The sequence below is a fragment of the Flavobacterium sp. DG2-3 genome (genome assembly GCF_030730925.1).
Lineage (GTDB): Bacteria > Bacteroidota > Bacteroidia > Flavobacteriales > Flavobacteriaceae > Flavobacterium.
Window position 1 is genome coordinate 114,216 of record NZ_JAVAMB010000012.1, and the last position, 17,928, is coordinate 132,143.

10 protein-coding genes are annotated in these 17,928 nt (G+C 34.3%); 3 read left to right on the forward strand and 7 right to left on the reverse strand.

All coding sequences use genetic code 11. The annotated features are described in order from the left end of the window. Window positions 1-5: 5 nt before the first annotated feature. The 3 genes from Q9Q97_RS16665 to Q9Q97_RS16675 are packed head-to-tail and all read left to right on the forward strand — an operon-like array spanning window position 6 to window position 6,062. On the forward strand, window positions 6-2,189 hold the full coding sequence (locus Q9Q97_RS16665; RefSeq protein ID WP_306159140.1) for an AAA family ATPase: 2,184 nt from the start codon (window positions 6-8) through the stop codon (window positions 2,187-2,189). Then, complete coding sequence (locus Q9Q97_RS16670) at window positions 2,186-3,088, forward strand: hypothetical protein (RefSeq protein ID WP_306159142.1); 903 nt, start codon at window positions 2,186-2,188, stop codon at window positions 3,086-3,088. Before Q9Q97_RS16665 ends, Q9Q97_RS16670 begins: the two co-directional genes overlap by 4 nt. Window positions 3,089-3,140: 52 nt before the next feature. Further along, window positions 3,141-6,062: a type I restriction endonuclease subunit R gene (locus Q9Q97_RS16675; protein ID WP_306159144.1), complete on the forward strand. Its 2,922-nt coding sequence runs from the start codon at window positions 3,141-3,143 to the stop codon at window positions 6,060-6,062. 36 nt (window positions 6,063-6,098) lie between these two features. Here the strand turns inward: Q9Q97_RS16675 and Q9Q97_RS16680 are convergent, their stop codons facing one another. From Q9Q97_RS16680 to Q9Q97_RS16710, 7 genes are all read right to left on the reverse strand, one after another. After that, entirely contained in the window at window positions 6,099-6,404 is a 306-nt protein-coding gene (locus Q9Q97_RS16680; protein WP_306159146.1) for a hypothetical protein, read from the reverse strand. A gap of 169 nt (window positions 6,405-6,573) precedes the next feature. Beyond that, window positions 6,574-8,376: a glycoside hydrolase family 2 protein gene (locus tag Q9Q97_RS16685; protein ID WP_306159148.1), complete on the reverse strand. Its 1,803-nt coding sequence runs from the start codon at window positions 8,374-8,376 to the stop codon at window positions 6,574-6,576. A 312-nt stretch (window positions 8,377-8,688) separates the two neighbouring features. Further along, the gene (locus Q9Q97_RS16690; RefSeq protein ID WP_306159149.1) at window positions 8,689-10,101 is read right to left on the reverse strand and encodes a hypothetical protein; all 1,413 of its coding nucleotides are present in this window, start codon (window positions 10,099-10,101) and stop codon (window positions 8,689-8,691) included. Window positions 10,102-10,301: 200 nt separating this feature from the next. After that, entirely contained in the window at window positions 10,302-11,201 is a 900-nt protein-coding gene (locus Q9Q97_RS16695; protein ID WP_306159151.1) for a PKD domain-containing protein, read from the reverse strand. 143 nt (window positions 11,202-11,344) lie between these two features. Then, a complete protein-coding gene (locus tag Q9Q97_RS16700) occupies window positions 11,345-12,439 on the reverse strand; it encodes an endo-1,4-beta-xylanase (RefSeq protein ID WP_306159153.1) in 1,095 nt (364 codons plus the stop codon). A gap of 445 nt (window positions 12,440-12,884) precedes the next feature. Continuing rightward, the gene (locus tag Q9Q97_RS16705; RefSeq protein WP_306159155.1) at window positions 12,885-14,474 is read right to left on the reverse strand and encodes a RagB/SusD family nutrient uptake outer membrane protein; all 1,590 of its coding nucleotides are present in this window, start codon (window positions 14,472-14,474) and stop codon (window positions 12,885-12,887) included. Window positions 14,475-14,519: 45 nt separating this feature from the next. Continuing rightward, the gene (locus Q9Q97_RS16710) at window positions 14,520-17,546 is read right to left on the reverse strand and encodes a TonB-dependent receptor (RefSeq protein WP_306159157.1); all 3,027 of its coding nucleotides are present in this window, start codon (window positions 17,544-17,546) and stop codon (window positions 14,520-14,522) included. Window positions 17,547-17,928 lie beyond the last annotated feature (382 nt).

Consider the following 17,928-nt stretch of genomic DNA (forward strand, 5'->3'; position numbering starts at 1 on the left):
AAAATATGAATTTTTTTATAGTTAGTGCTGGCGAACCTGGATCAGATTATATTGAGGATAATTTTTTTGATATCATTGATACAAGAGAATTTGCATTACATCAAAACACGCAACAAAAAGGTACTTATTATTCAATCAAAGAAGGTGATGTTTTAATTTTAAAGTATAAGCATTCTCTGGTTGCATATGGTATTGTTGTACGTAAGTACGTTAATGATTCTAAAGATTTTGCGTTACGAGTAGAAGTGCAAGAATGGATTATGTATGATTCGGCAAATCCAAAGAGAGGTGTTTCAAATTATGGTATTCAAAATGCTACAATTGGAGGTGGACAGTATGGCACTGTGAAAACGGTTAATGATGAATTTGGATTAAAGAAACTAAAGGAAATAAACAATAATAATCCGATTTTTGAAAAAATTGTTAAAGATAATGTTAGTAAACAAGAAAATAGATTTCAATTTAACGACTTTTTCGAGTTACAAGATAAATTGTTCGATTTTTTACTGGAACGTTCATATGAAAATCCTGATTTTAAATTTAGAACACGAAAAACAAATCGGTCGAATCGTTTAAGTGAAGGTTTATGGTTTTTAGGTGATGAAGAACGTCTAGTAATAGGTTTTTGGACAGGTGACGATTGGAGAAAGAAATTGCCAAATATTTCTTTTATAATTGATTATGAGGGAACTTGCAGGTTGAATTTTAGTGCGGCTGATACCGATAAAAAGTTTGATTTTATTGTAAATGAAATTTTTCCATTATTAGAAATTAACATTAGGGAAAAGGATTTTTTAGAGGCAGGATGTGAATATAATTTAAGATTTAATCATAACAATTTATTTGATTGTCTAAATGAATTTTTAGCTCAATATTGGGGCTCAATCGACGAAATTATAAGAAAAAAAGGCCAAAATTATTTTATAGATCTTATAGATGATCATATTTTTAAAAAAGATATAGAGAATATATTGTATTATAAAAATTACCAATTAGTAAAGAAACATGATGATAAAAAACTTTATACAATTGGTAGTTTTTGTATTGAAAACTATAGATCAATAAAGAAAGTAGAGTTGGAAAATATCCCAACAGGTTCACATTGGATCTTTTTAACGGGGGAAAATGGTATTGGTAAAAGTAATATAATAAAAGCGTTAGCAAGAGCAATTGGATTTGGAAAGATTGAAATAAAAGAATCGGAAAACATTAATTCATTTGATTGTAAAATATCTGAATATAAAAGCATTACGGGAAATGATTTTTTTCATAGACAGGGTAATATTGATATTGATCATAATAAACCATTATTTTTAGGATTTGCAGCTTATGGTGCCCTTAGAATGAATGCAGGTTTTAGGGGACTAAACAAAGAAAATTTAAAAAGACTAAGGGGGAAAAAAGGCCATTCAAATACATTATTCAGTAATAATGCATACCTTTTAGATTTAGAAACAGAATTAAGTGAGTGGTGTAATTATCCGGATAATGAAATATTTGTTAATAGATTATATCCTATTAAAGAATTCCTTGAAGGCCTTTTGTTAAATGTTGGGGAAGTTATTTTTGATATTAGTGACGATGTGGTATCTATGCCATTATTTCGAGAAAAAGATGGTGATTCTAATTTGTTTAAGCCGGTAACTATTGAAAAATTATCATCTGGATATCTGAGTCTGTATGCCATGATGAGTGATCTATTGGTAAGACTCTACAGGCAACAGCCTGATATTATTGATTTAGGTGAATTAAAAGGAGTCGTTTTTATTGATGAAATAGATATACACTTGCATCCTAAATTTCAAAAGCATCTAGTTGAACAACTAACAGCTGCTTTTCCAAAAGTACAGTTTATCGCAACAACTCATAGTCCAATACCATTATTAGGAGCACCTAAAAATAGTGTGATTTGTGTTGTAAAAAGAAGTGTAGAAAAAGGCACTTATTTAGAACGTATTGATGATAAAATTTATTTTCAAGATTTATTGCCAAATACTATTCTAACGTCTCCTATTTTTAATATGGATGACATTACAAATGAGAATAGAGAAAAGGGCAGAATGGTGAGAACTGAAAAAACATTTGAAGAATTAAAGTTTGTTGACAGACTAGAGTCAAAAATAAATGAATTTATGACGAATGAAAAGGAAGAGGAATTGATAAAACTTTTTGAATCTAGGAGAAAATGAGATTTGTAGTTAAGCCTGATACTGATAAAACGGTTAAATTGTCAAGTCCAAACACATATAATGAGTTGCTGGATATTGCCAAAACGAAAAATAAGGATAATATTAAAGATTCAATTTACAGAGATTCTTATGATACTGCAGATGAAATTAGATCAAAAGTAGAAGATAAATTAGCATTAAGTTATCATAACAAATGTGCTTATTGTGAACGGCTTTGTAAAGCAGATGTAGAACATTATCGTCCCAAAAAAAAGGTTAGTGGAGATGATAAACATGAGGGGTATTATTGGCTATGTTATGAATGGACTAATTTGTTACCATCATGTGTAAAATGCAATAGGGATGGAGGAAAACATAATTATTTTCCAATTATTGGAAGGAGAATTTATACTCCAAAATTTTTAAAAGATGGCAATTTAAATTTAGATAACAATAAAGCCAAAAATAAACCATTAAAAATTGAAAGGCCTTATTTATTACATCCTGAAATAGATAAACCAGAAGATTTTTTTGAATTTGAAATAGATCCTATTGGAGAAGGTATAAAGATAAAAGGGATTGATAAAGATGGTCGCGGTGAAAAAACAATTAAAATTTGTTTATTAAATAGACAAGAATTAACAATTGAGAGAGTAGAGAATGTCATAAATGATTTTAAAAATTCAATTGAATGTTTATTAATCTTATATGATAATGGAGAATTTACAGATAACGAATTAGTAAATCATGTTGTTTTGCAAGTGAAAATGTTGATTAGTCGTTCTAAAAACGAAAAATCCACACATACATTATTAAGAAAATATATTGTGAAAGATGTTACTAATTTTGAAAAAATTGTAATTCCTTTTTTTCCTAATAAATTAAAAAAGATTGTATTAGAAGCTTTTAAATCAGTATAGTATTATGGCCTTCAACGAATTAAACAGTGTAGAAAATTATATCATTCATCAATTGAGTGGTAAAAATCTTAATTCAGTTTTAGGATTTGAAGAACCTAAAACTGAATATGGTGCTCAATGGAAGTATATTTCATCATCAGAACTTAATAGAAGTGTTAATGAAGTACTTTTAGAAGATGTTTTAAAAACGGCATTAATTCGTCTAAATCCTGAAATAGCTGAAAATAATGAATTAGCGGATGAAGTAATTTATAAGCTACGAGCAATATTAATATCTGTAAATACAGAAGGTTTAGTTAGAGCAAACGAAGAGTTTTTTAAATGGATGTGCGGTGATAAGACCATGCCATTTGGAGAGAATAATCGTCATGTTCCTATTCGTTTAATAGACTTTGAAGATATTCATAATAATAGCTATCTAATAACCAATCAATTTCGTGTTCATCATCGAGAAACTAAAATTCCAGATATCGTTTTATTAATCAATGGAATTGCGGTTGTAATTGGTGAAGCTAAAACTCCAATTCGTCCATCTGTAAGTTGGTTAGATGGAGCGCATGAAATTCATGATATATATGAGAATGCTGTTCCACAATTATTTGTACCTAACATTCTTTCTTTTGCTACAGAAGGCAAAACTTTCTATTATGGCGGAATTAGAACACCATTAGAATTTTGGGCTCCATGGCGTTTAGAAAATGATGATGATAATTTAGCTAAAAAATTAGGATTAAATGAAATCGGAAAAGAATTATCAGATTTATTGCAACCCAAAAGACTATTAGACATATTACAAAATTTCTCTTTGTTTACCACCAACAAAAAGAAACAGCGAATAAAAGTACTATGTCGCTATCAACAGTATGAAGGTGCCAATAAAATCGTAGATCGTGTTTTAGAAGGGAAAATAAAAAAAGGTTTGATTTGGCATTTTCAAGGTTCTGGAAAGTCTTTATTAATGGTTTTTGCTGCGCAAAAATTGAGAAGAATCCAAGAACTAAAAAGTCCAACGGTAATTGTATTAGTAGATCGTACCGATTTAGATACACAAATTACGGGAACTTTTAATGCGGCAGATATTGCAAATGTAATAACTACAGAAAGTATTACAGAACTTCAGACTTTCTTAGAAAGAGATACAAGAAAAATAATTATTTCTATGATTCATAAGTTTCGAGATGCGAAACCAAATATGAATAGTAGAGATAATATCATAGTGTTAGTTGACGAGGCACATCGTACACAGGAAGGAGAATTAGCCAGACAAATGAGAGCAGCTTTACCTAATGCTTTTCTTTTCGGTTTAACGGGAACTCCTGTAAATAAAGCTGATAAGAATACATTTTGGGCTTTTGGAGCAGAAGAAGATCAAGGAGGTTATTTATCTCGTTATACATTTCATGATTCAATTAGAGATGGCGCAACTCTTCCACTACATTTTGAGCCAAGATTGGTAGATGTTCATGTGGATAAAGAAACAATAGACAAATCGTTTAAAGAATTTAAAGAAGAAGCGGCTTTATCAGATGAAGAAGCGGATGCATTAAATAAAAAGTCAGCTAAAATGGCTGCATTTTTAAAATCTCCTGAACGTGTAGCAAAAATTGTAGAAGATATCGCGAAACATTTTAACGAAAAAGTATTGCCACATGGTTATAAAGCTATGATTGTAACACCAGATCGTTATGCTTGCGTTCAATATAAAGAAGAATTAGATAAATACTTTTCTGTAGAATCAAGTAAAATTGTTATTTCAACATCTGCAAATGACGATTTTGAGTTTAAACAAAAATGGGCGATAGATAAAAGTCAGCAAGAAAAAATAGTTGACGATTTTAATAATGCTAATTCGGAACTTAAGTTTTTAATTGTTACAGCTAAATTATTGACTGGTTTTGATGCTCCTATTTTACAGACTTTGTATTTAGACAAATCAATAAAAGATCATACTTTATTACAGGCAATTTGTAGAACAAATAGATTGTATCCAGGGAAAAATTTTGGACGCATTGTGGATTATTTCGGTGTTTTTGATGATGCTGCTAAAGCGTTGGAATTTGATGAAGAAAGTGTAAAACAAATTATTACTAATTTAAATGAACTAAAAGAGCAATTGCCATCAGCAATGAAAAAAGCTTTGGATCATTTTGAAGGAGTAGATAAAAAAGTTTCAGGTTTTGAAGGTTTGGAATTGGCTCAAAATGCAATCAATACAGATGAGAAGAAAGATGCATTTGCAAAAGATTTTAAGCAATTGTCTAAACTTTGGGAATCATTGTCGCCCGACTCAATTTTAAACCAATATGAAGAAGATTATAGATGGTTATCTCAAGTTTTTGAATCTGTTCGTCCATCATCAGATCATGTTGGTAAATTACTTTGGTTTTCATTAGGAGCTCAAACAACAAAATTAATTCACGAAAATATCCATGTTGGTGAAGTTCATCAACTCGAAGAATTTGTTCTGGATGCGGATGTTATTGAAGATATTTTTAATAATCCGGATCCAAGAAACGCTAAGAAATTAGAAAAGATTTTAGTCAAACGATTTAAGAAAAATGCTGGAAATCCTAAATTCAAAAAACTAAGTGAATTATTAGAAGCTTTAAGAGATAAAGCAGAACAAGGTTTAATTACTTCCATAGAATTTGTAAAAGAATTATGCAAATTGGCCAAAGAAACTCTTTTGGCTGAAAAAGAGTTAGAAGCTCAATTTATAGAAAAGACACCGCAAGCTGCTTTAACTGAATTATTTTTAGAACTAAAAACTGATCAAACACCAGCTGTTGTAGAAAGAATTGTCAATGATATTGATGCAATTGTGCGACAAGTTCGCTTTCCAGGATGGCAAAAAACGGCTTCTGGAGAACGTGAAGTTCAAAAATCATTGCGCCAAGCTTTATTGAAATATAAATTGCATAAAGAACAAGTTTTGTTTGATAGGGCTTATGAATATATTAAAGAGTATTATTAATTACATTACACTTTAAAAAACTTTTTTATAAATAAATTATTGATTAGTAGGCAAACCAACCCTATGTAACTCATCCAACAACTCCATTTCATCGTTAGGCAAAAGTTGCAAAGCCATTTCAACCAAAATCATGGCATCAGAAAAAGGTTTGGTAGAATTTTCGCTTTGGAGCATAGTAACACTTGCCTTTAATAAAGCAATAATCATAATATTTAATTCATTGTAACAAGATACATTCAGATTTGCGGAAAAAGAATCATTATTAGGTTTGAGTTTATTAAAATAGTTTCCTTTATTCATTATTTCTAATAATTCTGTTACGGCTTTTTGTTGTGTTTCCATATTTATAAATAACGTTTTTTGATAAGTCAAAATTGAATTATTATTTTGAAATAAAGGTTATCACATATGATAACAACTCAAAAAAAGTGAAAATAAAATTCAACAAAAACCAAAAAACCTCCAAAATCAAAAACTTGACTTTGAAGGTTTTTCACTTTATCTAAAACTCTTATTTATATTCGGCTTCCTTCTTCTTATACCAATCTTTCATCACATAAAAAGCCTTCTTTTTAATTCCCTGATCGGAGATTAAACCTTTACGGTTAAAGAAATCCTGAATGTCCGGCAATTGTCTTCTTGGCGATCTGAAATCAACTAAAATCCACGGAGAAACTCCAGCTAAACCTTCAATTCTATTGAACATCTGGGTGTTTTGAATGTATAATTCTTCCTGATATTCTTCGTTCCAGCGTTCTTTTTTATCGCCGTGACGACCTTGTAAAGCCTCGCCTCCAAACTCGCTGATGATAACGGGTTTGTTGTACGGAATCACCCATTGCATGTCTTTACACGATTCGTTCGTTCCTCTGTACCAGCCCAAATATTGGTTGAAACTTACAATATCTACAAACTCATTCATATTATCATGAAGTGTATTCACATTGTTCGGACTTTTGGTCACTTCCATCGCCATACTTATCAAACGGGTATTGTCCTGCGTACGTGCGTATTTTGCCAGTTTGCTCAGGAAAACATCTCTTTCGTCGCTATGTGGCGTTTCGTTGGCAATAGACCAGATTACGATTCCGCAACGGTTTTTATCACGGTAAATCATATCGTGCAATTGACGCTCTGCATTAGCATAAGTATCAGGATTTGTCCATGAAATGGTCCAATAAACGGGAACTTCTGACCAGATCATGATTCCCATTTTTTCAGCTTCTTTGACCATGTTTTCGTTGTGCGGATAATGCGCCAAACGAACATAATTACAGCCTAATTCTTTTGCCCAATTCAATAGGGTTTTGGCATCATCTTCAGACCACGCTCTTCCCGATCTGAAAGGCGCTTCTTCATGAATGCTGATTCCGCGTAAAAAGACTTTTTTTCCGTTTAAAAGAATTTCTTTGCCTTTGGCTTCAATGGTTCTAAAACCAATTTGATCGGCAATATTTTCGTCTGCTTTGCTGATCGTAACGTCGTATAATTTTGGTTTTTCTGGCGTCCATAGAACGGGATTGGCTTTGATTTCAAAATACGCTATTCCTTTAGCATCCGTCGTAACGTTCTTTTTGATTTTCAATTCTGGAATCGAAACCGAAACGGATTGATTGGCGGTTTCGCTGTTCAGTTTTATAAATCCTGTAATTTTTCCTTTTTCTTTTTTATCCAATTGAACCAGATAATCTTCGATATAAGTGTTTGGAACAGAAGCTAGAGTTACGTCTCTTGTGATTCCGCCGTAGTTCCACCAATCCATATTTACTGTTGGCACATTGTCTTTGTGGCGTTTGTTGTCGACTTTTACGACTACGAAATTATTTCCGTCGACTAATAAATCGGTTACATCAAAATTGAATGGCGTGTAACCGCCAACGTGCGTTCCTGCCATTTTTCCGTTTACGTAGACTTTCGCATCGTAATTGACTGCTCCAAAATGCAGAATCCCTTTGGTTTTAGCATCTTTTTTATAATTAAAGTCTTTCTGAAACCAAACCGTTCCTTCATAAAAAAACAGTCTTTCGTCTTTCGAATTCCAGTCAGACGGAATGTCCATTGTGGCAGAAGTCGCGAAATTATATTCGGTTAAATCTGTGGTGTTCCATTTTTTATTTTCGAAAAATCCGTTGTTTTTGAAAGGCATTAAACGATAATCATAATACCCATTCTCAAGTGGATCTACGATATAACTCCATTTTCCGTTTAAAGTAATATTGTTCCTCGAAGAAATGTTGGAAACTAACGGAATTTCCTGTGCCATTGCTTTCCCCATCAGCAGAAAAGTACAGCACAGCATTACAATTTTTTTCATAGTTAAATCATTTTTAATTATAGGCTTAAATTTTATCTGCTGAATCTGCCAAATCTGCGAGCTAAAAAAAATCTCCCGCAGATTGTGCAGATTGTGCAGATTTTTTTAACACATAGAAACATAGTTTTGCTTTGCGCGTAAAAGGCGTTTCACTTGCATCAATGCACATAGCAAGTTTGTGTAAACTTTGTCAAAGTTTGAAACTTTGACAAAGCTTCTTGCGTTTAGCTATGTGTTAGAAATTAGTTTCTTTTTGTACTCTTTTTACGCAATCCCGATTACTATCGGGAATGTTTCTATGTGTTTAAAAAATTATCTTTTATCAAAATAACGCGTCAGCTCGTAAGCATTGTCATTGATTGTTTTCATTTCTTTTAATAAAGGCTGATACGGTTCAAAATTGCTGTTTACAATTCCTTTGTTGGAATCTCTGTTCGAATAATCGGTGCTTAAATCTGCGGGATCGTTGTCCATGTATTTGAACCAATGCCAGCCGACTGAGTTTTTATTTTTTAATAATTCCAAAGTGAAATTCTGATAAAAAAGTCCTCGTTCTTTCTGCGTTCGCACCAGCCAGCCTGCGCCTGTATTATTTGGCAAACCAGAATCTTCACCTTTGGTGTACCATTCGGTAATCAAAAACGGTTTTCCTGACCATTCACCCCAACTGTTCATCAGTTCCTGACTTGGCTCCCATTTTCTGTAATGGTTTATTGAAATAATATCCATATACTTTCCAGCCACTTTAAAAATCTCCGGATTCGTCAATTCCTGCTCTTTATCCTGATTGAAACGGCATCCTAAATACATGTGGTTCGGGTCTGCTTTTCTCAATGCTTCGGTAACTTTTTTCATGTACGTTTCAAAATAAAAAGCGGTAAATGCCATTCGGTCTTCTTGAGTAATGTCTGTTATGGAAGCATTAAACCCTTTTCTCTTGTCTAACCATTCTTTTGCCGCCAAATATCCCTGTTCGTCTTTGGCCAATAAAGTTAAATGTTTATCTAATGCGTCGTTATACCACGGAAGCTCATTATCAGTAAAATAACCCATCAAATACTTATCATTTTTGTATTGCGAAACTTCTTTCATGGCTTTTTCAATGTAAGAATCAAATTCTTTATCAAAAACCATTACCAAATCAAAACGGTAATTCTGCCAACTCGCTTCTTTGTATTTTCCGCCATATTTTTTAATATGATCGGAATGATACATTCCCATTGGCGAAATAATCACGGTATAAACCAGCGGATTTTCGGCATTTCGAACCAAATCAACATTCGACCACGCTCCTACGCCATTGAATCCGTTATCGCGAAGTAATTTGGATTCTTGTTTTACCCAATTTTCTTTGCTCCCGTATTTGGCATCAAATGCTTTTTGCTGATTGACAGAACGTCCTGGATTAAAAACGGCAACACCTTTAAAAATATACGGATAACCTTCTGGATCAATAATCCACCATCTGTTGTCTACTTTTTGGGTTCTAAAAAATCCTGTCGCTTCTTTCTGCAACATTTTGGAAGCGCCGTAAATCGAACCCGGCGATTCCTTTTTTTGGATTTTAAACCCCGGCAGTTTATCAATTGTTTTAGCATCATACGCCACCCATTTCGGGTCTAAGGCATTTTGTCTGGCTTCGACTTTTTGATAGGCAATTTTAGTTTGGGCTTGTATTGAAGTCAGGCTTATAATGGAGAGCAAGACATAAATTGAATGTTTCATTTAATTCATTTTAATTGTTTTTTGAGAAAATTTGGGGCGTTTTTTTTTCTTAACACATAGAGACATAGTTTTTGTTTGCGCTTAGAAGGCGTTTCACTTGCATGAATGCACATAGTAACTTGTGTGATTCTTTGTGTAAGCTTTGTCAAAGTTTGAAACTTTGACAAAGCTGTGAACGTTTAGCTATGTGTTAGAAAAATTTATTTCGACAAATAGATATGATCAATATCAAAAATGTAATTGTTTAAAGCTCTTACGTCTTCTGGATCAACGCTTCTTAAAACCAAAATATCTTTGATTTTTGTTAAGTCTAATGCCGCATTTTGTTTCTTATAGTCAGCAATTGGGATTTTTACCATATTCCAGCTTCCGTCTCTTTTTAAACCGTACAAATTGCTTGTAGCGTCGAATTCTACATAACCTGTGTTAGAAGCATCTTTCATTCTAAATCTGATTTTTCCTGTGCTTGTTGTTCGCACTGCCATATTGATATGAGTGTAAGACGAAATATCTGTGAAATTTACAAATGACAGAATTGCCATTGCCCATTTAGCTTCTGCTGCAGGCGGGGTTGCCGGAAGAGAGAAGTTTCTGTAAGCGCCTTCATATCCGTCTGTTGCTACTTCTTTAATAACAAACTGATTGCTAGAAACCCAGTTTAGAACCGGAGCTGTTTTCGTAAAATCAGGATTTTCAGAATAGATTTTCAACGCATCGGCAGGAATAACGATTGGCGGAATTGCTGGTGCTTCTACCTCAACGGCAAAGGTTTTCTTTTGAACTGTATTATCTACAAAAGTAATTTCTAAGGTAGTCGTAAAACTTCCTCCTTTAGTATATTTCACTTCAACATTTGGCTCGATCGAAGCGCCTGGCGAACCGCCTTGGAAAGTCCATTTTATGGCTCTTACTTTTGTTGAGGAATCGGTATAGGTAACCGTTTCTCCAGCTTTAACAGCTGTGTTGGTTGAGGTCGCGCTCAATTCTCCCTTTTTATATAAATATACTTCTCGTACATCTTCTTCGCAGGAAAATAAACCTGCTGCAAGAATTAAAAAGAAATATTTTAATCGAAATATATGGTTTAGTTTTTTGGTCATGATTTTGATGTTTTAGTTTTTTTTAGTCCTTAGTTTTTAGTCCCTAGTCCCTAGCACTTAGTTCTTAGATTTTTAGCTTCTAGTTTCTTAAAACTTAGGGCTAAGGACTAAGGACTAAAAACTAATAACTAAGGACTAACTCTCTATTTCAATCCGTCTAAAAATCCTTGATACGCTGGCTTTTTATTATAATCAGCATCAAGAAGCAACGGATATTCTTTTGAATGCCAGAAAGCGGTCAGCCAAGTGTATTTGTCGGTTACACCCCAGGTAGAAATGGCAAACTTTTGGGTTTGAGGCAATTCTTCATACATCGAAACTATATATTTATAAGTCTCTGCTTGTTTCTGATTTTCTGTATCGTTAAATACATACGAATCCGATTTTGATGTATTTACTTTGATATCCAATTCTGAAATATGCATTAACAATCCTGTAGAAGCCATATCGGTAAATCCGGTTTTCATGGTTTGCCTGTTGGTATCGGTTGCGTAATGATACTGATCTCCCAAACCGTCAATCGGCACTCCGTTGGCTTTAAATCTGGCTACCATTTTTTTGATCGCTGCTCTTTTTCCGCCATCCAGCACCACGCTGTAATCATTGTAGAATAATTTCGCATCTGGATCTGCTGCTTTTGCATATCTGAAACATCTTCCATAAAAACCAATCGGATCTTTAAAGAGTGAATTGATTACGGTTTCGTTTCTCATAGCACCGCCATCTGCAAAAACTTCATTCACTACATCCCAGCTTTTTACTTTCCCTTTGTAGCGTCCTACAACATCAGTTATATAGACTTTCACTTTTGCTTCAAAAGCAATCGAATCGTATTGGGCTTTTTTAAACCATTCTGGAAAAGAGTCGTACCAAACCAACGTATGTCCGTGAACTTCCATGTTATTTGTTTTGGCAAAATCTACCAGATAGTCCGCCGCCATGTAATTGTAAGCTGTTGAAGAAGTCCAGATGCTAGCCATTTTCATTTCAAATTCAGCTGTAATCTGACTGTAATGTTTTATTACTGCATTTTTATAATTGGCTTCTCCCTGTAAATCTTTCATTTTTACAGCGGCTCCAATTTTAAATTTGGCTTTTTCTTTTAGAGTCTGCGTAACCGGATTCGGATTTGTTCCTCCGTCTTCGTCTGCATTTATAAAAACTACTTTTTCGTCGTCACTGCAGGAAGCAAACAACAAAGCGGTTAATACACCTAGAATATATTTTTTGTTTATCATTTTGTCTTTTGATTTAATCTGAGAATCAAATATTACTTTGATTCCCAGATTGGTTAATTACTAACTTTTTAACCTTAACTTTTTTTTGTTTTTTAAACACATAGTCCCGAAGCTTCGGGATTCTTTACGTTTATAAGGCGTTTCACTTGCATGAATGCACATAGTAAATGCGCCATTCTCTGTGTAAACTTTGTCAAAGCTGCAAACGTTCAGCTATATTTTTTTTTAAACACATAGAATCATAGATTTTACTTTGTCTTAAAAGGCGTTTCACTTGCATGAATGCACATAGTAAATGCGTGATTCTTTGTGTAAACTTTGTCAAAGTTTGAAACTTTGACAAAGCCGTGAACGTTCAGCTATGTGAAAGAAATATGTTTCTCTTTAAAACTCTTTTTTAAATCAAATAAAAATCTATGTTTCTATGTGTTAAAAAAGAAATCAATTAATATCCCACATTAAATCCTTCTGGTTTTCCCATCAAATCGATCTGGCTCTGCGGAATCGGCATATTGACCATTGCAGGAGTCATTTTTAACGGTACTTCTCCGCCAAGTGTTCCAGACGGACTTGAACGGAAATATAAATTCTGTCTTTCTACCAAAAGTCCAAGTCTTTTCAACAAGAACCATCTGTTGTTTTCGAAAGCTAATTCTCTTGCCGATTCGTCTAAATAATTATTTAAAGTCCAAGCCGTTAAATCGTAAGTTGTAACGGTGCTTTCAGGATTTCCGGTGTAACCTCTTCTTCTTATTTTGTTTAAATACTGCAATGCTTTTGCATCATTTCCTAAATTATGATACGCTTCAGATGCCAGTAAATAAGTTTCAGCCAATCTGTAATACATATAATCTTTGTAACTATTAGAAGTCATTGGCAGTTTTTCGGTATCATGATATTTTTTTAAACTCCAGTGCCACGCTCTGTAATTTCCGTTCGGCGCTGCAATTGCCGGATTGGTAATCGGTTGTCCGAATTTTGGATTTCCTGGAACATTGATTTTATAATCCTGATAATTATCGGAATAGTAATAGGTTTTGAAACGCAAATCGTTGGTCTGGTCGTAAAGTGATTTCAGGTAATTGTTTGGATAAAACCATCCTAAAGATTGTCCGCCGTACGCCACATCTTGAACCAATTCGCTAGTATTCAACTCGTATGTTCTATGTGTAAAAACACTTCCCAGCCAGAAACCTCCACCGCCTGCTAAGTTGTCGTCTGGTCCTAACAGATAATCTTTTTGATAGGTAAAAAGCGATTCTTTATGATTGGCATTTTGTCCCCAAACATCAATAAGCGCTACTAAACCGTGAGTTCCGTCGTTGATAATGGCATCAAATTGTGCGGCTGCTTCTGCCCAATCCTGCTGCCATAAAGCACTTTTTCCGCGAATGTGTCTTGCCACGCCCTGACCGTAACGCCCTGCATCTACTTTAAAAGGAAGATTAGCGATTGCATAATCTAAATCTCCATCGATCAATTTGTAGACATCTGCATCGCTGGCTACTTTGTATTCTACAGGATCGTTGATATTTTGTGGCGTTGTCGGAATCGTGTCAATTAAAATTCCGCCATACATTTGTTTTAAATCCAGATACAATTCACCTCTGATAACGCGCGCCTGAGCCACTAATCTTTTCTTAGCCGTTTCATCCATTTGGATGTTTCTTGCCGAAGTAATAATTGCCGAACATCTGTCGATAATTTTGTAACCCTGAATCCATTTTGAACCTGTAAACGACTGCGGATTATGACCTGTTCCGTAAGGTGTATTCCAAGTTCTGTGCAAACCTAAATCGGTTGCTACCATAAAAAACACATTGGCCCACAAATCGCTGTTGTCTCCAGATGGCGCATTGTAGTAACGCATTTGATTGTAAAGTGCATTGACACCGACTTCAAGTCCCGCCGGTGAATTGTAGATATAATCTACCGATACCTGATCTTTTACGGTTTCTTCCAGAAAATCTTCACACGAAGTAAGTCCAAGAGAAAGTCCGAATAGTAAAAGAAATAGAAAATTTATATTTTTCATAATCTTGTTATTTTTTTGTTTTATTGAATGTCTTAAACTTCGCTATTAGAAACCTACTTGCAAGCCAATAACACAAGTTACAGGTTCAGGATAATCGCTTATCTCTTTTTCCGGACTATAGGACTGGTAATCTGTAATCGTAACCAGATTGCTTCCCGTTACGTACAATCTCATATTGCTTAATCCTAAAGATTTCAATGTATTTTCAGGGAATTTAAATCCGACAGAAACGTTTTGCAAACGAATGTATGAAGCATCCTGAAGTCCCAAAGTGTTGATGTAAGGCGGATCATTTCCGTCTCTTGGTCTCGGCCAGTTTCCTCCCGGATTTTCTGGTGTCCAGTAATCTTGTTTGATTCCGTTTTTAACTCCTCTTAAAGAACCTCCGCGTACATAATCGTATAAAAACAAATTATCTCTCGTAACACCTTGAACGGTATAGATATCGGCAGAAAAATCAAATTGTTTGTATTCTAAAGCCACTGAGAAAGTCCCAAACCAATCCGGCATTTTGGAAGTGATCACTCTGTCCTGATCCGGATTTGGATTGGCACCGTTTGACGGATCTGCATCCCACAATTTTATATCTCCAGGATATAAAGTTGTTCCTGTAACCAACGGAATATTTTCGCCTTCTTGATAAATTCCAACAGCTTTGTAACGGTAATAGACATCGATTGGCTGTCCGATAAACCAAAGATTTCCAACCGAATTATCTTCTTTTCCGTCGCCATCTGCGTCTTTTCCGTAAATGCTCACAATGCTATTTTTGTTTTTAGTGAAAGTTGCACCCAGATTCAGTCTGAAATCTTTCTTTTTGATTACATCACCGTTCAGCGTCACCTCAATACCTTTATTGTTTACTTTACCAATGTTTGAAAGTTTGGTGGTGTAACCTGTATTCGCGTTAAGCGTTTCGTAAATCAATAAGTCTGAAGTATCAGTATTATAAACCTCAACGGTTCCGTTTAATCTGTTTTTGAATAAGCCAAAATCTGCTGCAAGGTTTAATTGTGTTGAAGTTTCCCATCTTAAATCTGGATTTGATAATTGAGAACCTGGAACATATCCTGAAACTTTTACACCGTTAATAATATAATCACGCTGTGTAGCGGTTGCCATACTTTGATATGGGTTTTGAGGTTGATTCCCTACTTTACCATAACTCGCTCTTAATTTCAGATTACTCAAAACAGGAACGTGTTCTTTCATAAATTCTTCATTCGAAACATTCCACGCTGCGTTTACCGCTGGAAAGAATCCCCATTTATTGTTAGCACCAAAAACTGAAGATCCATCTGCTCTACCTGAAACGGTAAAATAATATTTACTGTCAAAATCGTATTCTAATTTTCCTGCGAAAGAAATTAGCGATCTTTCGTTTCCGCCAATTAAAGGCGTATTTAAGAATGCACTTTCTAAACCGTAAATTCCTAAAATATCACTCGGAATTCGACTTGCTGAGTTTCTAAAATCATTATATTCTGATGAAGTTAATTCGTAAACTCCCGTCGCATTGAAATGATTTTTTTCGGCTAAATTGAAATTGTAATGCAAAATATTACTCAACTGATATTCTACATTATCTTTATACTCGATGTAACCGCTTCCTTGTCCTGAATTGGCAATTCCTGAAAGAGATTTTGAACTATTAAAAGACATTGCTTTGTAATTCCACGATCTGCGGCTGGCATTTAATTTATAGGTAAAACCTTTTGCCAGATTAATATCCAAAAATACATTCATGATATCATTTCGGTTCAGCTCATTGGTTCTGGTTTCGTAAACATCAATCAGCGGATTTGGCGTTTCTTGAATTCCGCCCGGCAGATAACGGAACGAACCATCATCATTATAAATTTGTCCAAGCGGAGAAGTATTAATCGCATTATTTAAAATATTACCAATATTTGGTCTGTTGGTTTCTGAGAATTGAAGCGAAACATTCATTCCCACTTTCAGCCAATCAGTAACTCTTTGATCGACATTAACTCTCATCGCCACTTTTTCATAATCCGAATTCGGAACTACACCTGAAGTATTAATGTAGTTGATACTCGAAAAAACACTCATTTTATCTGTTCCAGACGAAATGCTGATACTGTGGTTATTGGTTACGCCCGTTCTTAAAACTTCTTTTTCCCAATCAATATATTTTCCAGATTGAACAGATTCTAATTCCAACGGAGTAAAAACCTGCTCGTCTGGTCTGTAAACGCCACCGTTACTAGTTCTGTAGGCTTCTCTTTTTAGCTGGGCAAATTCTTCTCCACTGTACACGTCAAAGTTTCTATTAATAGTCTGTACTCCTGAGAAACCATTGTAAGACACTTTTGCTTTTCCTGTTTTTCCTCTTTTTGTAGTAATCAAAATAACACCGTTTGCAGCTCGTGCTCCATAAATAGATTGTGCTGCAGCATCTTTTAAGATTTCAAGAGAAGCAATATCGTTGGCATTAATATCGTTGATGTTTCCGATAACAATTCCGTCTGCAATTACGATTGGCTCGTTACTACCGTTAATGGATTTTTTTCCTCTAATCTGAATGGAAGAAGAACTTCCTGGACCGCCGTCGGCTAAACTTACCTGAACTCCAGCTGCTTTTCCTCGAAGCATTTCTCCAACATCTGAAGTTGCTACTTTGGTCAGATCGCCCGGTTTTACAGAAGCCACCGAACTGATAACATCGCTTTTCTTTTTGGTTCCGTAACCTACCACGATAATTTCGTCCAAAGCCTGAGAACTGGCTTTCATAGTTACTTTTAAGGTTTTCTTGTTTTCTGTATCAACAGCAATTTCGTCCATTCCGATAAAAGAAAAAACGAGTGTACTTTTTGGCGCTGTACTAATGGTAAAGTTACCGTCGAAATCGGTTTGAGTTCCTTTTGTAGATCCTTTGACATGTACATTTACTCCTGGTAATGGGAGGCCTGCATTGTCGACTACTTTTCCTGAAATTGGAGTTTCCTGTGCCTGCAAGTTTAAACTTGTAATACACATCAAAAACAATAAAACTAGTTTGAGATAGTTTCCTTCAAGAAAAAACATCTTTGCATGTTTGTTTTTTTTCATAAGTAATTTATTGGTTAGTTAGATAGAAATCAGTCATGATTTATGTTGCAAATGTGACTAATAAATGATGTTTTAAGGGGAGGAAAATATTCCCATTTAGGGGTACTAATGTGTTTTTTTATGGGTTTTTAAGCCTTATTCTATGGTATTCGTAATAAAAAACTTAAAAATTATGCAGGTTGTAAAAAAAGTAACTTTAATTGGCAATAATGCAAAATCTTAATTGTCTAATAACTATGGAAATACAGGATTAATATTTTTTTCATTTTTTCTCCCGCAGATTTGGCAGATCATGCAGATTTAGTTTTTAGCTTTATTTATAAAAAATCTGCGGAGATCTTTACTCAAGCAGAAAATCCCCCAAATCTGCCAAATCTGCGAG

Coding starts and splice junctions, on each gene's coding strand:
- Q9Q97_RS16665 (WP_306159140.1), top strand. CDS start 6: ATGAATTTTTTTATAGTTAGTGCTGGCGAACCTGGATCAGATTATATT.
- Q9Q97_RS16670 (WP_306159142.1), top strand. CDS start 2,186: ATGAGATTTGTAGTTAAGCCTGATACTGATAAAACGGTTAAATTGTCA.
- Q9Q97_RS16680 (WP_306159146.1), bottom strand. CDS start 6,404: ATGGAAACACAACAAAAAGCCGTAACAGAATTATTAGAAATAATGAAT.
- Q9Q97_RS16685 (WP_306159148.1), bottom strand. CDS start 8,376: ATGAAAAAAATTGTAATGCTGTGCTGTACTTTTCTGCTGATGGGGAAA.
- Q9Q97_RS16690 (WP_306159149.1), bottom strand. CDS start 10,101: ATGAAACATTCAATTTATGTCTTGCTCTCCATTATAAGCCTGACTTCA.
- Q9Q97_RS16695 (WP_306159151.1), bottom strand. CDS start 11,201: ATGACCAAAAAACTAAACCATATATTTCGATTAAAATATTTCTTTTTA.
- Q9Q97_RS16700 (WP_306159153.1), bottom strand. CDS start 12,439: ATGATAAACAAAAAATATATTCTAGGTGTATTAACCGCTTTGTTGTTT.
- Q9Q97_RS16705 (WP_306159155.1), bottom strand. CDS start 14,474: ATGAAAAATATAAATTTTCTATTTCTTTTACTATTCGGACTTTCTCTT.
- Q9Q97_RS16710 (WP_306159157.1), bottom strand. CDS start 17,546: ATGAAAAAAAACAAACATGCAAAGATGTTTTTTCTTGAAGGAAACTAT.